The sequence below is a fragment of the Brevibacillus formosus genome (assembly GCF_003013405.1).
GTDB lineage: Bacteria > Bacillota > Bacilli > Brevibacillales > Brevibacillaceae > Brevibacillus > Brevibacillus formosus.
The window spans coordinates 95765-115295 of record NZ_PXZL01000034.1 but is presented as its reverse complement, the minus strand read 5'-3'; the positions used below and the strand labels follow the sequence as shown (position 1 = coordinate 115295).

The following is a 19531-nucleotide window of genomic DNA, read 5'->3' as shown; positions in this document are numbered from 1 at the left end:
CATTTTTTCTGTAACAAAAAGGAAGGGGGCTATGATGAAAATACATAATACGATTGTCGCTCTGGCACTGGGGGTTAGTCTTGTATTTCCCATAGGAACATCTGCACAGAGCATGAGCAATGAAATAACTACGCCGATTACCGTCTTGGAAGACGGGGTACCGAAGAAGCTGAAGATGCGAGGAGCAGATCGATTCGAGATCAAGTGGAACTACAATGCAGGGCAAGGATATTTCTCTGAAGTTGTTGATGAAGCGACAGGTATGATGTATTTGCTTTCGGCAGACGGTGTGCTTCATGCGCTGAATCCGAGTGGACAGGTCAAGTGGCACAGTGATCTGGGGCTTGACTGGGCTAATCACCTTAAGCTAGGCAAGGACGGATTGTTGTACGCACAAAATCATAACTTGTACGATTTTAAAGATGGCGAACCTGCTTGGATTCTTGCCGTAGACAAAGCTGGGAAGGAACGCTGGACAATGGAGCTACCGCATATGTACAGCTACGGTTCGACTTTTGATGTGTCAGCCGACGGTATTATGTTCGTGCTAACGGATAGAGGGGTTACGGCAATTGATCAGGATGCAAGACTGATCTGGGCCAACGATCAAGCGGTCACCTATAAATACGATTACTACCTCTCACATGACGTGGTACGGTTGACATGGATCGAATCCATTCAAACATTGCTAGTGGAGAAGACAGACAACAAACTGGTTGCTCTTAGCCTAAGTGGGAAAATCAAGTGGCAGCGGGAAAACGTGCAGCCGGGGAGAAGGTATGTTTCAGACGATGGCATGGTGTACATCATAGGAGAAAAAGGTCTGTCATTTCTCCATGCTTCCGACGGCAAAGATCGTGCTGAAGCCCCAGTAGATACAGAGACACTCAATAAAGCAGGAATCCCGCATGATGGAGCGGGGAATTTTTACATCGAATATGATGAATTTACGATTGAGAAGGTAGATCGCACGGGCGAGAAAATTTGGAGCTACAGTCGTCCGGAGGGGCAAACGGGAGTAATAGGATTGGGTCTCATTTCTGATCGTCAAGGAAATGTTATCTTTACAGATACAGGCGGAAGTATTTTCTCGCTAGATCCAAATGGTAAGGAACGCTTTATTGTGTTACGTAATGACGAGGGGCTTGTTTTTACGCGCATTTGGGCAGGTCCTGATGGGGTATTGTATGCGAGTGCGGATGGAATGGGCTTGTTGGCGATCTCACCGAAGGGCAAGGCGCACAAAGGAACAAATACAAAATAAGTCACTCTTCTTTAACTGGATGGAAGGGCAACTCGTTTACAACAGGCGCATGGTTATCGCCCATTGGCCTCACCGTCAACTCATACACTTTCTTGTTTTTGATATCGTGGACCCTCGTGAAATACCGATTCATCCCGTAACGAAAAGATGGTATGTCAGCCTTCAAATCTTCTAAAGGAATGTTATATTTTTGATGGATGTAAGTAATCGCCGTACATCCTCCTACAACAACAGGAATGGACATGATCAGGAGGGCATAGCTTAATACTCGTTCTCGTTTGGCCATAATTGCACTTCACTCCCTTCCTCTCATGTAGCGATTCATTGATCTTGTATAGTAAAATAATACAAAAAAGGGGACGGAAGGTGTAAGCGATGTGCCGAAACATCAAAACCTTGTTCAACTTCGAGCCACCCGCGACAGAAGATGAGATTCAAGCAGCAGCCCTGCAATTCGTGCGAAAGCTCTCGGGCTTCAACACGCCTTCGAAGGCTAATGAAGAGGCTTTTCACCGTGCAGTCCAAGAGGTCTCCGTTGTTGCAAAAAATCTCCTGGATTCGCTCGTGACGAATGCAGAGCCACGCAATCGAGAAGTTGAGATCGAGCGTGCTCGTGCGAGAAACGCTAAACGGTTTGGCACGACAGGGCAGTGAGACCATAAAGACAAGCAGTCTATTCTAGGGGCAGTCCATTTGGGAACTGCCCATTTTTCTTAACTGTTTCGGGACTTCCCTGATTAATTTTGGATGACAGTTGCTATGTATCAGAAATTTCAGCATCTTATCATCGCCGTATGAGATGATTTATCATTTCGCTACTATGTTTCTCTCCTGCAAATTATATTATCGTAGAAGGCAAAGGGGAGAGGATCATCATGGAAAAGGTGAACGTCGCACAACATTTATCACGCTTGCAAGATTCCTGGGGCTCTCTGGTTGTCGGAGAGATGAATGATACGTCTATTAAGCTAGAGAAGCTGCAAGGTGAGTATCCTTGGCAACAAAACGACCAGAAAGATGAACTGCTGTTTGTCGTCAAAGGCAGACTGCTGCTGATGTATCACGAGCGTAATATATGGGTGGAAGCCGGAGAGTTTATCGTTGTGCCAAAGGGAGTTTCCTACAAGCTGTTTATCCCGAATGGCGATTGTCATCTACTGGCGATTGAACCGAAAAAATTCGCTGCTCTCAAGCGCTGCTCCTAGGACGATTAACATAGAAAATCAAGCGTTATTCGTTCGCGGATAGCGATGATATAGAGCTGTCAATCGACCGGTCACTTTCGTTGGCTGGACAATTGGCGGCTTTTTTGCTATTACTATATGTTCAAAAAGACGACCTTTTGAGCTTCTATAAATAGAAAAAAGTGTTGACTTATGTGCAATTTGTTATGTAATAAATACTGATAGCTCCAACTCTTTTCGAGGTGATGAATGTTGGACGACGGCATATATGTATTGATCAAAAAGGGAGACCCCGAACAGCTTCAAAAGCGTCAGTTTCTACATAAGGAAGAGTGTATGATTGGGAGACGGGGCAATCAATTACAACCAGACATTGCTTTTTCCAGTCCGTATATATCCAGAAGGCATGCAGTGATACGGAAAATCAATAACCAATATACGATTTCTGATTTGCAAAGCAAGCATGGGACAGAAGTGAACGGAATGCCGATAGAGCAAGCACCGCATTTTCTTTATCATGGTGATCATATTACGCTGGCAAAAGGCGTGGTAGAAATGATATTTTTCGCAGAGGGCAGCGAGATGGATGTGACGCGGGAGTTCTCATTCCCTTTGACGAATCCAAAAGAAACTACCTCCACTTCCGGCTTGGTCATCAATCTGGAACGCAGAGAAATACGTCTCGATGGCGCACGAATCCATTTGACCGGAAAAGATATGGACTTGCTCATGCTTTTGTACCAACGTGCGAACCAGGCGGTCAGCTATGAGGAAATCATGGTGCTCGTCTGGCCAGAGCGTTTGCTGAATGCAAAGAGCAGCGTTCCCGATGTTGGACGAGCCGAGATCAACGCTCTCGTTTATCGCTTGCGTAAGCGTCTGGGCAGATATGGCGAGAATGTCACCACGATCCCGCGCTTTGGTTACATGTGGGAAGAATAGTAGGCAGTACGACAGACACAGGATGAATCTCCTGTGTTTTTTTTGCATTTGATGTAACTATCTGACACTTATCATCGTCCTATGAGAATAGTCTCATCTTGCCATCATCTTTTTTCCATATATTATGGTATCCGACTGTAATATCGTGTGATAAGGAAGGTGAATGACTAGTGAAAAAGACATGGATAGTATTTTGGACGGTTTTTGTCGTTGTTCTTTCAGGATTTTTTTATCTTTTCTGGGACTTTTGGAAGGACACCACGCAGTCGGAAGGCGAGAGGGCAAAGGCAGCATTCACCGCGTATACGACAAAGTGGGGAGAACAGAAATTCTCGGACATGTACGAGCAGCTTTCTTTACATACAAAAAAGACCATCAGCAAAGAAGAATTCGTTTCCCGTTACCAAAACATTTACGGTGGAATCGATGCCAAAGCAATTGTAGTCGAGCCGATGTACAATGGCGACGTCAGACCAGGGGAGAATGGGCAAATCAACTTTCATTACCGGTTGACGATGGAAACTTTCGCCGAACCAATTTCCTTTACAGGGAAAGCAACACTTGTCAAAGAAACGCAGAACGACTTGGAGGACTGGTACATTCAGTGGAATCCTTCTTTTATTTTTCCAGAAATGAAAGAAGGGGACAAAGTAAGAGCCAATACGGTGTATCCCAGACGAGGTGAAATCACGGATCGGGCAGGGCGTCCGTTGGCCACAGAGCGTATCGTAGTAGATATCGGGATAAATCCGGGAGAATGGAGCCAGGCTTCACAGACCGGGAAATTGGAGGTCAGCAAGCTTTTGCAAATTCCGTTGGATGACCTCACCTCGAAGGTCCAAGCTACGACAAGCAAGGCGGCCAAGTTCATCCGGATCGCCACGCTGCCGGAGGATGATGCACGCATCAAACAATTAGAAAAAACAGAAGGTCTCAAATTGCATAAAAAGAAAGCCCGCTACTATCCCTATCAGGACGCGACGGCCCATCTGGTTGGCTATGTAGGAGCGATCAATCAGGAAGAGTACGAGAAGCGAAAGGATCAGGGCTATAAAACGTCCGATGTGATTGGAAAATCAGGACTGGAACAGATTTTTGAGGAGAAGCTAAGAGGGAGTGCAGGTGGGCGTATCGTCATCACGGATGCAGATGGAATGGAAAAAAAGACCGTGGTGGAACGCTTCGCCAAGCATGGACAGTCACTGGCCTTAACCATAGATGCTGAAGTACAGCGGACGATTTACCAGGAGCTGAAAAGCGAAGCAGGCATGGCTGCGGCCATCTCACCGAAGACCGGGGAAATACTGGCCCTCGTTAATTCTCCGTCCTTTGATCCGAATGCGTTTGTGCTTGGGATGTCGGCTACAGAGTGGAAGCAATTGAATGAAAATCCACAAAAGCCGCTTCTCAATCGATTCGCTCGCGGGTTTGCGCCGGGCTCCACCTTCAAACCGATTACGGCAGCGATTGGACTTACGTCAGGAGCCATTACCCCTGCGGACAGTATCCACATCCGCGGACTGCATTGGCAAAAGGATACGTCCTGGGGTGGATACGAGGTAACGCGGGTCAGCGATTACGGGGGACCTGTTAATTTGGAAAAAGCATTGGTGTACTCCGACAATATTTATTTCGCGAAAGCGGCGCTCTCCATAGGAAAGGAGCAATTCGCAAAAAAGAGCGAGTTGCTTGGATTCCATGAAGCTCTCCCGATTCCATATCCACTGGACAAGTCGAAGCTGTATAACGACGGTTTTCAAAACGAGATTCAATTGGCAGACTCCGGTTACGGTCAGGGCGAGGTAACGATGACGCCGCTTCACCTCGCGTTGGTGTACAGCGCTTTTGCAAATGACGGGAGTATCGTTTATCCATCACTGTTGCAGGAAGACAAAAAAGACGGGTATTGGAAGACAAATGTCATACCTGCCGATGTGGCGAGCACGGTGAAGCAGCATTTAATACAGGTTATGGAAGACCCGCGCGGCACCGGGCGAGGAGCACGCGTGCCTGGTATTCGCATGGCGGGCAAGACTGGAACAGCTGAGCTGAAACAGAAAAAGGGCGAGCTCGGGTTGGAAAACGGATGGTATGCCGTTTTCAATGTAGATGATCCGCGTTTGCTGGTTACCATGATGATAGAAGATGTCCGTGGTCGGGGTGGCAGTCATGTACTCGATGCAAGTATTAAACGGATTTTCACGAAGGTACTGAAAGAGTAGGGAGAGCAAGTATGAAGGAAGAAAAAAACGACCGTGTGAAACGACTGCAAATCGTCTATATCGTCGTGTTTCTGATGTTTGTGGTAATCATTTTGAGATTAGCGCAAATCCAAATTCAGCAAGGGAGCATTTATGCAAATGAGCTGGCAGACAGATCGTATAAAAAAGATTATATTGCCGCTATGCGAGGAAACATTTATGACCGCAACGGATATGTCATTGCCGAAAGTCGGCCTTCTCACCTCGCTGTCTTCCGTGAACAAGAGGTCATGGAGAAGAAAGCGTACTTTGACCTGGTGGAAAAGCTGGAGAAAATACTGAGCGTCGACAAGGCTACGCTGTTAAAAAAGATGGATGTCGGCTATGCCTACGAGAAAGGTAAGTATGTGGAAGCGGCGCGACAATTGCCGCGCTATTTGGAGAAAGAGCTGAAGGTGGATTTGACGAATAAAGAAATCGCGGTACTGGGTGAGCAGCGTGGCGATCTGCCGGGGATTGAGGTGGTCACTAAACCGATCAGAAAATACGATCCCAAACAAATCGCTGTACAGGCGGTCGGGTATGTCCGGCCCTTTCACATTGCTGAAAATGTGAAGCTCGCCTCCTACAAGGATGAGAGTTCACAGTATTTGCCGAACCAGCTGGTCGGACTCGATGGCATTGAGCTGTCTTACGAAAAAGAGCTTCGCGGGAGTAACGGTTACCGGATGTATGAGGTGGCGGCAGATCAGACGGTTGTGAAGCAAGTGGAGGAAGTTCCATCTATTCCGGGTAATCATGTGTATCTCACCATTGATCAGCGGGTACAGCTAGGTATCCGGGATTCAATCCGAGAATTTCTTCCGAAGATGCGTGCAACTATTCCCGAAGCGAGGAGAGCAAAGGGAGCATACGTCGTGGCAATCGAGGTTAAGACAGGCAAGGTCGTCGCGATGGTCAGCTATCCGGAATACGATCCAAACGTGTGGATTGAGGGACCGGATCAAAAAATGTATGACGAGATCAAGCTGGCCGTGACGAATGGGACGATTCGGGAAGCGCCATACGATACAAGGCCATTAACGGGCGAGGCGGCCATCCAGGAGGGCTACAAGCATCCGGGTTCAATTGTGCCATCAGGGTCTGTCCTCAAGCCGATTACGGTATTGCTCGGTTTGCAGGAAGGCATCATCTCTCCCTTCGATCGTTGGAATGATGGAGGTGTGTATCACTATGGACGTGGTACGGATCGGATTAAGAACGACAATTCCAAAGCGCATGGCATGATTACTCCTGCGATCTCCCTGCAAAAGTCATCGAATACCTACATGGCGAGAATCGGGGAGGAGCTGTCCCGTCGAAAAGGAAAAGAATCAGCGTCCGTGCTGCAATCGTACTATCACGCGTTCGGATTAGGGGTTCAGACTGGTGTGGATTTGCCGAATGAAAACAAAGGCAAAGAAGACTATTTGGTGATGGATGAAAACTATGGGCCATTAGCCGCGATGGTGCAGGCTTCCTTCGGGCAGCAAGTTCGGGCAACGACGATGCAATTGGCACAGTATGCAGCGACACTTGCGAATAAAGGTGTACGTTTGCAGCCGCAGATGGTAGATAAGATCACAGACGCAAAAGGAAAACTGGTCAAAACGCACACGCCAAAAACCATGAGTACCTTCCCTCACCCAGATAAATATTGGGACATTTTGGAGCAAGGCATGGTGATGGTGACGAAACCAGGGGGAACAGCAGTCCGCGCGTATGAGGGAATGCCGTTTCAGGTAGCTGCAAAAACGGGTACATCTGAGCAAGATATTTATGTGCCGGTGACAGTGACAGATGAGAAAACAGGACAGAAAAAGACAAGGTGGAAAATGCACGCCCGCATTACGAACGGCGTCAGCATTTCGTATGCGCCTGTCGACAATCCGGTCCTGGCAGTAGCCGTAATCGTTCCTGAGGGTGGTTATGGGGGAAGATCGGCTGCAATCATTTCACGTTCCGTATACGATGTGTATAACAAGCATATCGGATTGAAATAGCAAGCTGTTCGAAGTGGTTCTGTCGAGAATCTACTTCGGGCAGCTTTCTTTCGTTTTCTATGGCCCTCCCATCCCCTGAAATAATGCGGCAGATAGCGTAAACAGGCTATAATAGAAGGAATAGGAGAGGGGGAAGCAGCGTTGATTGCAAATGAAGCCTATCGACAGTTAAAACAGATGATCTACTCCCTCGGCACGGTCAGTCTTGAGACTTGCCGTCACAATGAACCACTGATCCTCTCGCCTGCTGATTCTCATCAAATCGGTTTTGTCAAAAATAGTAAAGGAACAATGGAAGAGGACGGGAAGAGACAGTCAGTTGAGGCAGGAGATGTGCTTTTTATCAAGCCAAAGACGAGCGTTTCTATGTGGACGGAACAAGACAAAGAGCTGGAAGTCTTTGTTATTTCGTTCTCCTATTGGATCGAACAAAACGAAACAGGGAAAGAGAGAGTATTTGTTCCGGGCGGAGAAAATTTTCCTCTGGAAGGGATTTTCCGAGTACGCAGCCATTCGCAGGTCTTGCATTTAATGGAGGAACTACATAAAAGCTATGCGTCGGATGAGGAGAGAGAGCAATTTCGGCAAAGGCTGATATTCGAGCGCATTCTGTACATTCTGGTGAAAGATTTTTCTTCGATTGAGAGCAACGAAAATACGATGGCTAGCATCGAGGAAACGATTTTGTATGTCGACCAGCACTATATGCTCAATCTCACGCTGGAGATGTTGGCAGGAAAGGCGAATGTCAGTCCCAGCTATTATTCACGTATGTTCAAAACGTTAAAGGGTGTGAGCTTTTCCGATTACATGACAAGCCTTCGGATCAATCGGGCAAAGGTGCTGCTCCGATTGTCGGGGAGTCGATTGCGTGAGGTAGCTCAAAGCGTAGGCTATAACGATGAGTTTTACTTCAGCAAGATGTTTAAAAAAGTGGTTGGCTTATCACCATCGGAATACGTCAAGACGCATATGAGACAAGATAATTCATGAAATCGAGCAAGATTCTTCATGGTATGGTGTAGTGGCTATCGATATAATCTCTATTGAAAATGATTTTCAATTTCGATAGAGTTTTATTTTGGCAGGAGGTTTTCTCATCATGAGAGCAAGACTGTTGTTACCCGGATTTCTTCTTATTTTTATACTGTCTGTCTTTTTGAGTGGTTGCGGTACAGCGATACAAAATGCACAGGGAACAGCGCCAGCAGCTGCGACCCAAACAGAACCTACACCAGCTGCTTCAAGTGAAAAGCGAGTGATCAAGCATGAGCTGGGGGAAACGGAAATCGTCGGCAAGCCTGCGCGTATTGTCGTGATGGACTTTTCCTTTGCAGATGCTTTGGCGACATTGGGTGTAGCTCCTGTAGGAATCTCTGATGACAATGATGCGAATCTGATCATTCCTGAGGTGAAAGGAAAAGTAGGAACTTATACATCGCTCGGTTCTCGTTACGAACCAAACATGGAGCTGATCAGTTCCCTTGCTCCTGATCTCATCATTGCAGATTTGAACAAGCACAAGGCTGTTTACGACAAATTGAAGCAAATTGCACCGACCATTGTACTGAATGACCACCAGGCGAACTACGAGCATATGCTAGCCAATTACGCCGTAATCGCTGATGCAGTAGGCATGAAAGAAGAAGGCAAAAAACGCCTGGATGAGCATCAAGCGAAAATGGATGCCATCAAAGCGAAGCTGCCAAAAGCCGATGCTAAGCTGAAGGTTCTGCCGGCAGTAGTGAACCCGACCGGATTTTTCGCTCACTCCAATGCTTCCTATGCGGGCTCATTGATGGAATACCTCGGGTTGGAGGATGCGGCAAAGAGTGAAGAGGCGTATCCAAAAACCAATCTGGAACAGCTGGTTGCCCTCAATCCAGACGTGCTGTTTTTGATGAAAACAGGTGACAAGACGATTGTGGATGAATGGAAGACGAATCCACTTTGGCAAAACATCAATGCTGTAAAAAATGGCAAGGTGTTTGAAGTAGCTCGCAATAAATGGGCGCTGTCTCGAGGCTTGATCGGATCGGAGTTGAGTTCGGAGGAAGCAGTAACGCTTCTTTCCGGAAAATAAAGGGAAAGTTTTCGGGATGGGTGTCGTAGCTGACATCGATCCCGTCGTTTTTGCGGGAGGAGGTAGTACATATGCAGGGAGCTTCAAAGGCGGGCATTGTTCTTGCAGCAGGAATGCTCCTGCTCATTTTTGGCTTAGTCGTTAGTATCTCGGTTGGTTGGACAGACATGGGAGTGGTGAGTGGCGTAAAATCCCTTTTTGCCCCCTCTACATCACAGGAGCACCTGATTGTGACGACGCTCAGGCTTCCAAGAGCGCTATTGGCGGTAATCATTGGGGCCGGTCTCGGTGTGGCTGGTGCAATTATGCAAGCAATGACAGGCAATCCGCTTGCTTCTCCACAGACGTTTGGAGTTAACGCAGGTGCATCGATGGCTGTCGTTGCTGCCTTGGTACTCTTGCCCCATCTCCCGGTGCCATTTTTAGCGCCACTCGCTTTTGGCGGGGCTGTCATGGGTGGCTTTGCAGTGTACTATCTCGGTGCGGCTGGGGGGATGACTCCTGTTAAGCTGGCGTTGGCTGGCACAGCCGTCCATCTGTTTCTCGCTTCGATTACAGAGGCATTCATCTTGTTTCATCAGCACTCTACCGATCAAGTCCTGTTTTGGCTTGCGGGGTCATTGGATGGAGCAGATTGGACGGATGTGAACCGTGTGCTGCCATGGTCGATCGGTGGGCTCGTGGCAGCCTTTTTTATGGCTCGCTCCATCGGGATTATGCGTATGGGTGAGGATGTGGCCAAAAATCTTGGGCAACATGTAATCCGGGTACGGACAATCTGTGGAATCATTGTCATCGTACTCGCAGGCTCGGCTGTTGCCGTTGCTGGTCCTATCGGCTTTATCGGATTGATGGTGCCACATTTGACACGGCTTTTGCTAGGAAGAGAGAGTCAGCTATACCTCCCGATTACAGCGCTGCTCGGCGCATTGCTGCTGGTCTATGCCGACGTTCTTGCCAGGTTTATCGCGTATCCGTATGAGTCGCCAGTAGGCATCGTGACCGCTTTTCTGGGCGCTCCCTTTTTCCTCTACTTAGTGGGGAAGGAGAGGAGAGCATCATGACACGCAGACAAAGTATTGCACCTGCCTTCCTTCTGTTGCTCATCGTCACTGCCATTATCAGCATCGGAACTGGGGCGGTGTCCATATCGCCGCGTGAGGTAGTCGAGTCGCTTTTCGGGACGGGACCGAAAAATCATAGCTTTATTATTGGGGAATATCGTTTGCCGCGTGTTGTCCTCGCCATGCTGGCTGGAGCGGGATTGGCGGTATCTGGGGCTATTTTACAAGGAATGATTCGCAATCCGTTAGCCTCTCCTGACGTAATCGGCATCACTAAAGGGGCGGGACTCGCCTCTGCCATCGTCATTTTTCTTTTTCCCAAATCTCCGGCGTATTTGCTGCCGTTGGCGGCATTTGGGGGTGCGGCAGTTGTCGCTGCTATTTTGTATGTATATACCGCCCGAAAACGCGTCCAGCCTGCTACTCTAGCACTGGTAGGGATCGCCATCGGGGTCATTTGTCAGGCGGGCATCCAATATCTGATGGTCAAAAATCCAGGGGATGTCAATGCGGCACTGCTCTGGATGGCAGGCAGCTTGTGGGGGCGGGGATGGGAACACGTATGGGCGGTGCTTCCGTGGATACTCGTCTTTCTTCCGATTGCTTACTCATTGGCGAACCGACTTGACGTATTGTCTCTCGGAGATGAGGTAGCAGAAGGGTTGGGCGAGGATGTGACGAGACTTCGTGTTGTACTTTTGGTAACCTCTGTGGCACTTGCAGGAGCATGTGTGGCGGTTGTCGGTTCCATTGGGTTCGTCGGTCTGCTCTCACCGCATATCGCTCGTCGATTAGTAGGCGGGAAGCACGCACTTCTTCTCCCGGTCGCTGCTCTGCTCGGTGCTACGCTCATGGTCGCAGCTGATGGGCTAGGCAGATGGCTTTTGCCGCCGATGGAGGTTCCCGTGGGCATCGTGACAGCTGTCATTGGGGCTCCGTATTTCTTGTATTTGATTGGGCGAGAGAAAAGAAGAGGAATATAAAAAGGGACCAAATCTTGCAAAAGAGCTTGCGAGATTCGGTCTTTTTTGTGTGGTGGCGTTTTTATTTCGTATCTGCTTTTTGCAAAAAGCGGCGGATAACCCGCACGTATTCGTCTGTCTCTTCCAAATAGCCGACATGCGAGCTGTTTTCAAACACATGGAGCTCGGCGTTTGGCACCAGAGACTGATAATAACCTGTCGATTCAGGCGTCGCTTCATCATAACGGCCGCAAACGAACAGGGAAGGGATGTTGATTTGATGCAGCTTGGGTGTGTAGTCGAATGTTTTCAGATTCCCTGTCGGGCAAAACTCAGACGGTCCCCACATCGTCATGTACACTTCTTTGTTCGCTTTTGGACGGCTTTCTGTCATGATGGTTGGCATTGGATCAAGGCGGCACACATGGCGCTTGTAGTATTCCTTCATGGCATCCTGGTACTCTTGTGAATCAGTTGTGCCCTGCTCCTCATGTGTGGCGATGGTTTGTTGCACATCCACTGGCAATTGCTCGATTAAACGATCTGCGTCCTGTTTCCAACGCTCTGCGCTCAAGCATGGGCTGGAGAAGATGATGCTCTGTACCCCTTCCGGCTTGGCATCCACCAAATAAGCGGCTGCCAGCATCGTGCCCCACGAGTGCCCCAGAATGTGAACCTCTTTTAAGCCAAGGGCTTGTCTGATGCAAGCCAGCTCTTCCACAAAGCGCTCGGTTTTCCAAAGAGTCAGATCAGTCGGGCGATCGGAATTACCTGACCCGAGCTGATCGTAGAAAATGACGGGTCTGTCGTTGCCTAAGACATGAAGCGTTGATTTGAGCGGGTCATGCGTATTGCCAGGTCCTCCGTGAAGGACGATCAGGGGCGTTTTCTCCCCTTCGGCGACACGACTGTACCATACTCTTCCACCAGGAACGTCAATATAGCCTTCTTGCTTACTCATCGATAATGCCTCCACTTCAGGTTCAGACTGATTTCTCTTCCTTTCAATATAGCATATGGAATTGTTTTTACACTTTTTTAGAATTGAGTTAGAGCGTGTTTAGACCCTCTATTTATCATCACTGATATACCAGCACATCGGAAATGCGGCATACGTAAACACTTGGGTAATTAGTACCAAGTGTTTATTCTGTTTACCATAAATCGACAAACTTAGGTAAAATAAATGGCAGATGTCGAATATTGTATGAGTAATGCGAGCTAAGGGAGACACAGATCATGGAGAGAAAAATCAAAATCCTCGGAACAGGGAAATACTTGCCCACTCGGCGAGTGACAGCGGCAGAACTAGAAGAAAAGCTGGGACTTGCGCCTGGATGGGTAGAGAAAAAGTCCGGGGTAAGCGTCAGGCATTTTGTGACGAACGAAACGGCAGCACAGATGGGAGCCATCGCTGCTAGGCGTGCTTTGGAAGCGGCGGGACTTTCCCTTCACGATATCGATTGTATCGTATGTGCAAGCGGGACGGCGCAGCAGGAAATCCCATGCACGGCTGCTTTGATTCAAGAAGAGCTTCAAATAAGCAAATCAGGTATTCCTTGCTTTGATATAAATTCGACATGCCTAAGCTTTGTCACTGCGCTGGATGTGATGTCTTGCCAAATGGCGGTTGGTATTTACGAGCGAGTTTTGATCATTTCATCAGAAATATCCTCCGCAGGTTTGAATTGGGAGCAAAAAGAGAGCTGCGTGCTGTTCGGAGATGGTGCTGCGGCTGTTGTCATCGGCAGGACGCCGGAAACAGAAAGCTCCCGCATCTTGGGTTCAAGCATGAAAACATACAGTGAAGGCGCACATTATTCCGAAATAAGGGGTGGCGGCACGCTGATTCACCCGAGCCAATTTGCACAAGGAAGAGAAGCAGACTTTGCATTTGATATGGACGGACGGAAAATTTTTCGCCTGACCTCGCAGTTGATTACCGGATTTGTGGATCGTTTGCTGTCCTCAGCCTCCGTAACCAAGGAGCAGATCCGTACAGTTATTCCTCATCAGGCCAGTGGGATGGCGATGCGGATCATGGCAGGCAAGCTCGGGTTTAGCGACCAGCAAATGGTGAACATTCTGGCGGATCATGGTAATGTCATCGCAGCTTCGATCCCGATGGCGCTGCATGAAGCGATTGGGCAGAATCGAGTACAGCGGGGCGATCACCTGATGCTGCTGGGCACATCGGCTGGCTTGTCTCTCGGAGGAATTGTGCTTGAATACTAAACAATCAGTCTTGCTGACAGGAGGACGAGCTCCAGCTACGTTAGAGCTGGCTCGTTTGCTGGGCTCTGCGGGACATCGAGTCATTGTTGCGGAGAGTGCGCGGCGACATTTATGCCAGCACTCTCGTTATGTAGAGCGCTCCTACCAAGTGCCTCCTCCCCGACAAGAGCCCGATGCTTATATCGAAAAGCTGTGCGAAATCATGCAGCATGAGCGCATCGATCTTTTGATCCCGACTTGCGAGGAGATCTTCTACATATCGCGCGGGCGGGATCAATTGCTTGACTATGGTGAAGTGCTTGTAGAAGGAATCGAGGTACTGCGTTCGTTGCACGACAAATGGCTTTTTGCCGAAATGGCGCGCGAGGTGGGAGCTCTGGTTCCACAGACGGTTCGGGTACAATCTTCGGCTCAATTGCGGGAGACCATGCTGCAAGCAAGCGGACCTGTGGTGCTGAAGCCCGTCTATTCTCGCTTCGCAGCTCATGTACAAATCGTGGCAGACCCGTCATCTGCGGCAGGGCAGTCCACGCTGCCCGAACCGACAGTTAGGCAGCCATGGTTAGTCCAACAGTTTATAAAAGGGAAACAGGTGTGCAGCTACGCGGTTGCTCAGGATGGACAGCTCACCTTGTACGCCGATTACGAAACAACACATACAGCAGGGCAGGGTGCCTCGATTTACTTCGCCTATTCAGACCATCCACAGGTAAGAGATTTTGTTAGTCGCTTCGTGCAACGAAATACGTTTAGTGGACAAATCGCATTTGATTTCATTCAGAATGAGCAGGGAGAGCTATATGTGATTGAGTGCAATCCACGCCTGACAAGCGGTGTGCATTTGTTTACAGGACAGCAAGAGGCTGCTACTGCCTATTTTGCTGATCGGGGAAAAACCGTTGTTCCTGCTGGAAAACAAGCTTGCATGCTAGGGATGGCGATGCTGACATACGGTCTTCTTGGCATGACGAATGGAAAGAAGGCAAAGCGTTGGGTGAGCGACCTCCTTTCTGCAAGGGATGTTCTGTTTAGGTGGGACGATCCAAGGCCTTTTTTTGATCAGTTCTCCATGCTGGCAGATTTGGCTTGGCAGAGCTTTCGAACGGGAAAAAGCATGATCGCTTGCAGTACGAGCGATATCGAATGGAACGGAGAAGAGGCATAAGGAAGTGAGGAAGAGATGAACAAGCGAGTTCTAGTAACAGGGGCGACGGGGTTTCTCGGACAGAAGCTGGCTACACGACTGAATGAAATGGGCTATGAGGTAACAGCGCAAGGCCGAGACGAGCGAATCGGCCAGCTATTGCAGGAGCAAGGCATTCGATTCCTTCGGGCAGACCTAAGAGACAAAGAAGCCATGGTGAAGGCTTGCCGCGGTCAGGACATCGTGCATCACGCGGCAGCTTTTTCCTCCCCATGGGGAACGTACCGTGACATGTACGAGACGAATGTGACAGGAACCATTCATGTCATCGAGGGCTGCAAGCATCACGGCGTCGAACGTTTGGTCCATGTATCGACGCCGAGTATATATTTTGCTTTTGAAGATAAACTGGGAATCCGCGAAGATGAGCCGATGCCCGTGCGGTTTGCCAATACATACGCACAGACAAAATACCAGGCGGAGCTGGAGGTCGACAAGGCGTTTCTTGCAGGGCTTCCGACGATTACGATTCGTCCTCGGGCCTTGTTTGGCCCTGGGGACAATGCAATCCTTCCCAGATTGATCCGCGCCAATGAAAAGAAATTCGTTCCGCTGATCGACGGAGGCAAGGCGATCATTGATTTGACGTATGTGGAAAATGTCGTGGACGCGCTGATCTTGTGCATGGATTCTCCAGCGCACACATTGGGACAGGCTTACAACATTACAAATGGGGAGCCAGTGACGATGATCGAGGTGTTGTCAGATGTGTTCCGACGTTTGGGGGTTCCGCTGAAAACGCGCGAGCTGCCATATTGGAAGGCGTATGCGGCAGCTTGGGTGCTGGAGACACTCTCCAAGACCGTTTTGGGCTATCGTGAGCCGGTTTTGACGCGTTACTCGGTCGGTGTGCTCGCCAAATCACAAACCTTGGATATCTCAAAGGCGAAGCGCGATCTGGGTTATGAACCGCGGGTGAGCATTGCCGAGGGCATCGAGACGTTTACAGAATGGTGGAGGACGCATGATGGACGTTAAACTGACGCTGATGGACACGGGCTACTGCCAGCAGCTCGAAATGTTTTCACGAAAAGGCGGCCGGATGAAAAACATCCCGTTTCACGCCATCGCAGGGCTTATCGAGCATCCCGTCCACGGCTTGCTGCTCTTTGATACGGGCTATTCGCAGCGCTTTTTTGAAGCCACGAGCAAGCTTCCTTATTCGCTGTACGGCAAAATAACGCCAGTAGTCTCAGAGCCACATGAGAGTATTTCTGAGCAACTCGCGGCACGCGGAATCAAAACGACAGACATAGCGGGTATTCTCATTTCCCATTTTCATGCGGATCATATTGGCGGTTTGCGAGATTTTCCGCATGCGCGACTATACTGCTTCGAGAGTGCCTACAACCACGTCAAGGGAAAGACGGGGTGGGCGGCACTGCGGGAGGCGTACTTGCCTGATTTGATGCCGGACGATTTCGATGAACGGGTGATTTTCATTGATCGAGGAGCGCTGGTTGCATTGCCTGAAGCTTACGCGCCATACACCGAAGGCTACGATTTGTTTGCGGATCAGAGTCTGTACATCGTCGATCTGAACGGACATGCAATCGGGCAGTTTGGTGTGTTCCTTTGCGATCGGGATCGTGGAGACATATTTTTGTGCGCGGATGCCGCTTGGTCGAGTGAAGCCTACCGCGGTAACCTGTTGCCTCATCCGTTTGCTATGTTGGTCATGGCGGATCGACAGGCGTATCGCGAGCATTTGCACAAGCTGCATGTGCTATCCCGCCAGCGTCCCGATATGAAAATCATGCCGACTCACTGCGGGGAAGTCTGGCAGGCCAGCAGAGGAGCGTTCACATGGAGATCATGACCATCTTGAAGCAGTATGTAAAAACGAAGTGGCTTGCCCGTCGGTTTTCTTCGCGTGAGCAGCTGGTGAAATGGCAAGAAGCCCAGGTCAGAGAGATGTTGTCACGCATTTTGCCAGCTTCTCCTTTTTACCGACAGAGATTGGGAACGCCAGAACAATGGAGACAAATGGAGCCGATTGATAAAAAGCACATGATGGGCCATTTTGACGAGCTGAATACGTGCGGAATCAAGAAGGAAGAAGCATTTGCGATTGCACTGAAAGCAGAAACGACACGCGATTTTACTCCCCAATTAAATGGCGTGACCGTAGGCTTGTCTTCCGGGACATCTGGCAATCGCGGGCTTTTCCTCGTGGGACCGCAGGAGCAGGCGAAATGGGCAGGGGTGATTTTGGCGAAAGCGCTGCCTGGTCAGCTATGGTCGACACATCGGATTGCTTTTTTCTTGCGAGCGAATAGCAACCTGTATACGGCGGTCAACAGGCGTCGCATTCAATTCTCGTTCTTCGATCTGCAAATACCGCTCGATCAGCACCTTGATCACTTGAATCAGTATCAGCCAACGGTGGTGGTTGCGCCAGCCTCGATGTTGAGAATGCTCGCGACTGCCCAGCGTCAAGGGAAATTGCGGATATCTCCGATCAAGGTGATCTCGGTGGCGGAAGTGCTGGACCCGTTGGATCAAACGTACATCGCTGAAGTGTTCGGGCAGATTGTGCATCAAATTTATCAATGCACAGAAGGGCTGCTTGCGGTGAGCTGCTCACACGGGACGCTGCATGTCAATGAAGACCTCGTGGTGGTGGAAAAGGAATACCTCGATGAGCAAAAGGAGCGATTCTTTCCGATCATCACAGACTTTTCCCGGACGACGCAGCCGATTATCCGTTATCGATTGAACGACATTTTGACGGAAAAGCGTACGCCATGTCCGTGCGGCTCGGTGTTTATGGCATTGGAATCGATTGAGGGCAGGGCAGATGATCTGTTTGTTTTTCGCCATGAACACGAAGCGCGATGGATATCGGTCTTTCCTGATTTCATCCGTCGTGCTGTCATTACCTCGTCTGATGCGATTGAAGAGTATACGGTACGGCAGCTAAGCCACGAGCAAGTTGAGATAGCACTGCTCATGAAGAATGGGGAAGGACCGTCCATACGAGAGCAGGAACGAGTACGCCAAAGTCTTGAGGAAGTCATTGCCGATCAGCAAGGACAATTGCCTAAGATTGTGTTTGCACCGTACAAGTTGAATCTCGGTACAAAAAAATTGCGGCGGGTAGAGAGGATGTTTGTTCCAGGTGAGCAGGCAATGGATTGAATGGTATGAAGGGAGCTCGGCGGGGCAAATCCCTTGGGAACAGGCACAGGATGCCGACTACGTCAGAAGCTACTTGCTGCCCATGATGACGGAACAACCATCCCGCTATGTGCAAAATGTCCAGACGCAGATGCATGCACTTCGTGTAGGAGATCGGATCATGCCTGTAACGGTGAACCATACCGAGTACGACAATTCGTATGTCAGTTCGGTGTTTACCCACTACGTGACGTACGCGAAGGAAGAGCTAAGCATGCTCGATTCAGGGGTGTTGAGGCGGGTATTGTCGACCGTACTCACAGGCCTTGGGCGCTGGATGAAAAAAAGCCAATGCAACCAAATGGTCATCGTCAACAACTGGCTGTTATCAACGAATCTGTATCATGATGTGAGTGCAGATGAAGTAAAGGATATCACGGAAAACTGCATCCAAAAGTTCCCCGGCCATATCATCGCGTTTCGATCTGTTTGTCGCAGGCTGTATCCGGATCTCCACAAGGGACTCGTCGAGAAGGGCTATCTCATGGTTCCCAGCCGTTACGTCTACCTTTTTCACCCCGATTGGCCAGCGCAGGGCAAGTGGCGGGTCCGCAATACGCTCAATCGTGATCGGAAAATGCTTGCCAAATCCGGCTATCGCATCCTGCGTCATGAGGAGCTGGGAGAACAGCATGTCGAGCGAATTGTTGCTTTATACAACGCGCTATATCTGGATAAATACTCCCAGCATAATCCGCAGTTTTCGGTGGAGTTCGTCCGATTGGCGATGCAAAAGAGAACATTGACCCTCATCGGCTTGGAAAAAGACGGACGGCTGGACGGCATTCTTGGCTATTTCGAACGAAATGGTGTGATGACGACACCGCTATTCGGCTATGATACGACGCTCCCCAAAGAGACCGGGCTGTATCGGATGCTGTCGTGCCTCTTGGTACTAGAAGCAGAGAGCAAGGGCATCCTGCTCCATCAAAGTGCGGGCGTAGGCGCATTCAAAGCGGACAGGGGAGCCGAGGGGGAACCAGAATATACAGCGGTGTATGTCAAACATTTGCCGTTCTATCGTCAAGCAGTTTGGAAGGTGCTCGCTATCTTGCTGAACCGAATCGGGGTCAAGATGGTAGAGAAGTATCAACTGTAAACCAATAATACACTTCGACCCTCATCGAACTAACCGTCAGGTACACTACATGTAAGAGGAAACAAGTAGCT

At 49.3% G+C, this 19531-nt stretch carries 18 protein-coding genes; 16 read left to right on the top strand and 2 right to left on the bottom strand.

The features are described from left to right. The first annotated feature begins 31 nt into the window (after positions 1 to 31). Entirely contained in the window at positions 32 to 1264 is a 1233-nt protein-coding gene (locus C7R91_RS25955) for an outer membrane protein assembly factor BamB family protein (protein WP_083995235.1), read from the top strand. 1 nt (position 1265) lies between these two features. On the opposite strand, the gene C7R91_RS25950 is transcribed toward C7R91_RS25955, so the two are convergent. Further along, positions 1266 to 1550: a hypothetical protein gene (locus C7R91_RS25950; protein ID WP_052773447.1), complete on the bottom strand. Its 285-nt coding sequence runs from the start codon at positions 1548 to 1550 to the stop codon at positions 1266 to 1268. Positions 1551 to 1639: 89 nt separating this feature from the next. Here C7R91_RS25950 and C7R91_RS25945 point away from each other — a divergent pair, with 89 nt between their 5' ends. The 9 genes from C7R91_RS25945 (at position 1640) to C7R91_RS25905 (ending at position 11763) form a co-directional block, all read left to right on the top strand. Next, positions 1640 to 1918, top strand: coding sequence for a DUF2277 domain-containing protein (locus C7R91_RS25945; protein ID WP_047074240.1), 279 nt, complete (start codon positions 1640 to 1642; stop codon positions 1916 to 1918). Between the two features lie 221 nt (positions 1919 to 2139). After that, positions 2140 to 2469: a cupin domain-containing protein gene (locus C7R91_RS25940; RefSeq protein ID WP_017251270.1), complete on the top strand. Its 330-nt coding sequence runs from the start codon at positions 2140 to 2142 to the stop codon at positions 2467 to 2469. 228 nt (positions 2470 to 2697) lie between these two features. Next, positions 2698 to 3390 (top strand): FHA domain-containing protein, encoded by a 693-nt coding sequence (locus tag C7R91_RS25935; protein ID WP_047074239.1) that lies wholly within the window; start codon positions 2698 to 2700, stop codon positions 3388 to 3390. Positions 3391 to 3560: 170 nt separating this feature from the next. Next, on the top strand, positions 3561 to 5612 hold the full coding sequence (locus C7R91_RS25930) for a penicillin-binding transpeptidase domain-containing protein (RefSeq protein ID WP_047074238.1): 2052 nt from the start codon (positions 3561 to 3563) through the stop codon (positions 5610 to 5612). 11 nt (positions 5613 to 5623) lie between these two features. Beyond that, positions 5624 to 7633, top strand: coding sequence for a peptidoglycan D,D-transpeptidase FtsI family protein (locus tag C7R91_RS25925; protein WP_047074237.1), 2010 nt, complete (start codon positions 5624 to 5626; stop codon positions 7631 to 7633). Positions 7634 to 7774: 141 nt separating this feature from the next. Next, complete coding sequence (locus tag C7R91_RS25920) at positions 7775 to 8626, top strand: AraC family transcriptional regulator (RefSeq protein ID WP_047074236.1); 852 nt, start codon at positions 7775 to 7777, stop codon at positions 8624 to 8626. Positions 8627 to 8735: 109 nt separating this feature from the next. After that, positions 8736 to 9716 (top strand): ABC transporter substrate-binding protein, encoded by a 981-nt coding sequence (locus tag C7R91_RS25915; RefSeq protein WP_047074235.1) that lies wholly within the window; start codon positions 8736 to 8738, stop codon positions 9714 to 9716. A gap of 71 nt (positions 9717 to 9787) precedes the next feature. Continuing rightward, a complete protein-coding gene (locus C7R91_RS25910; RefSeq protein WP_047074234.1) occupies positions 9788 to 10780 on the top strand; it encodes a FecCD family ABC transporter permease in 993 nt (330 codons plus the stop codon). Then, on the top strand, positions 10777 to 11763 hold the full coding sequence (locus C7R91_RS25905; RefSeq protein WP_047074233.1) for a FecCD family ABC transporter permease: 987 nt from the start codon (positions 10777 to 10779) through the stop codon (positions 11761 to 11763). Before C7R91_RS25910 ends, C7R91_RS25905 begins: the two co-directional genes overlap by 4 nt. A 61-nt stretch (positions 11764 to 11824) precedes the next feature. Here the strand turns inward: C7R91_RS25905 and C7R91_RS25900 are convergent, their stop codons facing one another. Continuing rightward, complete coding sequence (locus C7R91_RS25900) at positions 11825 to 12703, bottom strand: proline iminopeptidase-family hydrolase (protein ID WP_047074232.1); 879 nt, start codon at positions 12701 to 12703, stop codon at positions 11825 to 11827. Positions 12704 to 12981: 278 nt separating this feature from the next. Between C7R91_RS25900 and C7R91_RS25895 the strand changes: the two genes are divergently transcribed. From C7R91_RS25895 to C7R91_RS25870, 6 genes are read left to right on the top strand one after another with little or no spacing between them, the layout of a single operon-like run. After that, positions 12982 to 13977 carry a beta-ketoacyl-ACP synthase III gene (locus C7R91_RS25895; RefSeq protein ID WP_047074231.1) on the top strand — a complete coding sequence of 332 codons (996 nt, stop codon included), beginning with the start codon at positions 12982 to 12984 and terminating at the stop codon, positions 13975 to 13977. Then, positions 13967 to 15142, top strand: coding sequence for an ATP-grasp domain-containing protein (locus C7R91_RS25890; RefSeq protein WP_047074230.1), 1176 nt, complete (start codon positions 13967 to 13969; stop codon positions 15140 to 15142). Before C7R91_RS25895 ends, C7R91_RS25890 begins: the two co-directional genes overlap by 11 nt. Positions 15143 to 15157: 15 nt before the next feature. Continuing rightward, positions 15158 to 16159, top strand: a complete 1002-nt coding sequence (locus C7R91_RS25885; protein WP_047074229.1) for an NAD-dependent epimerase/dehydratase family protein — start codon at positions 15158 to 15160, stop codon at positions 16157 to 16159. Next, positions 16146 to 17000: an MBL fold metallo-hydrolase gene (locus tag C7R91_RS25880; protein WP_236697977.1), complete on the top strand. Its 855-nt coding sequence runs from the start codon at positions 16146 to 16148 to the stop codon at positions 16998 to 17000. The genes C7R91_RS25885 and C7R91_RS25880 overlap by 14 nt, the downstream gene beginning before the upstream one ends. Continuing rightward, entirely contained in the window at positions 16988 to 18322 is a 1335-nt protein-coding gene (locus C7R91_RS25875) for a F390 synthetase-related protein (protein ID WP_047074227.1), read from the top strand. Before C7R91_RS25880 ends, C7R91_RS25875 begins: the two co-directional genes overlap by 13 nt. Next, positions 18303 to 19460: a GNAT family N-acetyltransferase gene (locus C7R91_RS25870; RefSeq protein ID WP_047074226.1), complete on the top strand. Its 1158-nt coding sequence runs from the start codon at positions 18303 to 18305 to the stop codon at positions 19458 to 19460. Before C7R91_RS25875 ends, C7R91_RS25870 begins: the two co-directional genes overlap by 20 nt. Positions 19461 to 19531 lie beyond the last annotated feature (71 nt).

What these genes read in the sequence shown, in the direction of transcription:
- C7R91_RS25955 (WP_083995235.1), top strand. Translation starts at nt 32, where the DNA reads ATGATGAAAATACATAATACGATTGTCGCTCTGGCACTGGGGGTTAGT.
- C7R91_RS25950 (WP_052773447.1), bottom strand. Translation starts at nt 1,550, where the DNA reads ATGGCCAAACGAGAACGAGTATTAAGCTATGCCCTCCTGATCATGTCC.
- C7R91_RS25945 (WP_047074240.1), top strand. Translation starts at nt 1,640, where the DNA reads ATGTGCCGAAACATCAAAACCTTGTTCAACTTCGAGCCACCCGCGACA.
- C7R91_RS25940 (WP_017251270.1), top strand. Translation starts at nt 2,140, where the DNA reads ATGGAAAAGGTGAACGTCGCACAACATTTATCACGCTTGCAAGATTCC.
- C7R91_RS25935 (WP_047074239.1), top strand. Translation starts at nt 2,698, where the DNA reads ATGTTGGACGACGGCATATATGTATTGATCAAAAAGGGAGACCCCGAA.
- C7R91_RS25925 (WP_047074237.1), top strand. Translation starts at nt 5,624, where the DNA reads ATGAAGGAAGAAAAAAACGACCGTGTGAAACGACTGCAAATCGTCTAT.
- C7R91_RS25915 (WP_047074235.1), top strand. Translation starts at nt 8,736, where the DNA reads ATGAGAGCAAGACTGTTGTTACCCGGATTTCTTCTTATTTTTATACTG.
- C7R91_RS25910 (WP_047074234.1), top strand. Translation starts at nt 9,788, where the DNA reads ATGCAGGGAGCTTCAAAGGCGGGCATTGTTCTTGCAGCAGGAATGCTC.
- C7R91_RS25905 (WP_047074233.1), top strand. Translation starts at nt 10,777, where the DNA reads ATGACACGCAGACAAAGTATTGCACCTGCCTTCCTTCTGTTGCTCATC.
- C7R91_RS25900 (WP_047074232.1), bottom strand. Translation starts at nt 12,703, where the DNA reads ATGAGTAAGCAAGAAGGCTATATTGACGTTCCTGGTGGAAGAGTATGG.
- C7R91_RS25895 (WP_047074231.1), top strand. Translation starts at nt 12,982, where the DNA reads ATGGAGAGAAAAATCAAAATCCTCGGAACAGGGAAATACTTGCCCACT.
- C7R91_RS25885 (WP_047074229.1), top strand. Translation starts at nt 15,158, where the DNA reads ATGAACAAGCGAGTTCTAGTAACAGGGGCGACGGGGTTTCTCGGACAG.
- C7R91_RS25880 (WP_236697977.1), top strand. Translation starts at nt 16,146, where the DNA reads ATGATGGACGTTAAACTGACGCTGATGGACACGGGCTACTGCCAGCAG.
- C7R91_RS25875 (WP_047074227.1), top strand. Translation starts at nt 16,988, where the DNA reads ATGGAGATCATGACCATCTTGAAGCAGTATGTAAAAACGAAGTGGCTT.